The 1,474-nt window shown below is 66.1% G+C and carries 1 protein-coding gene and 1 pseudogene; one reads left to right on the top strand and one right to left on the bottom strand.

All coding sequences use genetic code 11. The features are described from left to right. Positions 1-876: PAS domain-containing protein (locus EOA27_RS36200; RefSeq protein ID WP_127258697.1), on the bottom strand; the 876-nt coding region annotated here is incomplete at its 3' end. A 208-nt stretch (positions 877-1,084) separates the two neighbouring features. Between EOA27_RS36200 and EOA27_RS36195 the strand changes: the two are divergent. After that, positions 1,085-1,474 (top strand): annotated as a pseudogene (locus tag EOA27_RS36195) (flagellar biosynthetic protein FliO); the annotation flags it as partial.

Raw genomic sequence — 1,474 nt, 5'->3', positions numbered from 1 at the left:
GTCGATGACGGCATTGCGGGTCGTGCCGGGATCGGCCTTGACCGAGCGGACCAGCGCCATGCCGTCGCCGGCGATGATTTCCGGCAGCGTGATGGCGCCCGGCGTGAAGGAGGCAAGGTCGATACCCAGCCACTCGGCGAGAGTGGCGTTGATATAGGTGACGCGGCCTTCCTGGTCGGCCGAGAAGAACCCGGCCGGCGCATGGTCGAGATGGTCGATGGCCTTTTGCAGGTCGAGGAAGAAACGCTCCTGCTCCGCCCGTTCCTGCGAGATGTCGGCAAGCTGCCAGGCCAGCATCGGCAGCCTTTCCCCGGGCATGCTGAAGGCGCGGGCGCGGGCCCGGTACCAGCGCGCGCCGGGCTCGGCGCCGGGCTTGATCGACTGCGCCAGCCGGAACTCGCCGTCGCCCGCCTGGCCGTCGCGCAGGCCCGACGCCAGCCTGTAGATCGTCATCGAGGCCTCGGGAACATCAGACAAGAGACCTTCGACGGTCTTGAGATCGGCCGCCGAGGCGGCGCCCGTCATGTCGGCATAGGCGCGATTGGCATAGACGACGCGGCCCTTGGTGTCGGTCACCAGCAGGCCCTGCGACATCGAGTCGACAAAGGCTTTCGACAGTTCGTCGCCGGTCGACCGCGGCGCGATCTGCACGAAGCCGATCGCGGTCGCGAACAGGAAGCCGACGCCGATCATGGCGAGCACGCCGAGCATGCCGAGCAGGAAAGGATCGCCGAGCCGCTCGCGGAAAAGTCCGAAGACGATCGCGGCGCCGGTCAAGACGACGATGAAGACGATGAGCCTGGTGACGGCGCCCGGACGCGTGTTCTGGTCGACGATCGGTACCGGATAGAAATCGCCGCGCGTTTCCTTGGCCATGTTCCCCCTGCTCGTGATTCCGGTGTCCGACGGGCGCGGACGGCCGGTTGAATCACATTCTCCTGTAGCGGAAAAGGCCCCGGCGGCAAATGTCCGATAAAATCAATGATTCATGTTTCAAACTGTTCACGATGGGTGATGTGAACTTGCGGCGGGCCGCCACCGCGGTCTAGTGTCGCCTGACCTCAAGAGGCGATTGGGTGCACCGATGCTGCAGTGGCTGGATAGCGTGGCGGGTCCGGGTTATGTCGCCGCAATCCTGTGGACGTTTGCAGCACTCATTTTGCTCGTCGTCATCCTGCTCGTCATCAAGGTTGTGCGCAATCTTACCTTCGGCACTTTCGTGGCCGGCGGCAGGAACCGCAAGACGCGCCTCGCGGTCATGGACGCCACCGCCGTCGACAGCCATCGCAGGCTGGTGCTGGTGCGCCGTGACGACATCGAGCATCTGATCCTGATCGGCGGGCCGACCGATGTCGTGGTCGAGCGCGATATCAGGCTGGCAGCGCCGCGCCGGCCGGCGCTTACCGGCGACAGCGGCCAGCCACAGGCAACCGCCGCCGCGCGCCCGCGCGCGCCGCAACCGGCACCTCCCCCC

The organism is Mesorhizobium sp. M2A.F.Ca.ET.037.01.1.1 (assembly GCF_003998075.1).
Classification (GTDB): domain Bacteria; phylum Pseudomonadota; class Alphaproteobacteria; order Rhizobiales; family Rhizobiaceae; genus Mesorhizobium.
Note: the sequence above shows the minus strand (reverse complement) of the source record. Positions and strands in the feature narration are given on the sequence as shown.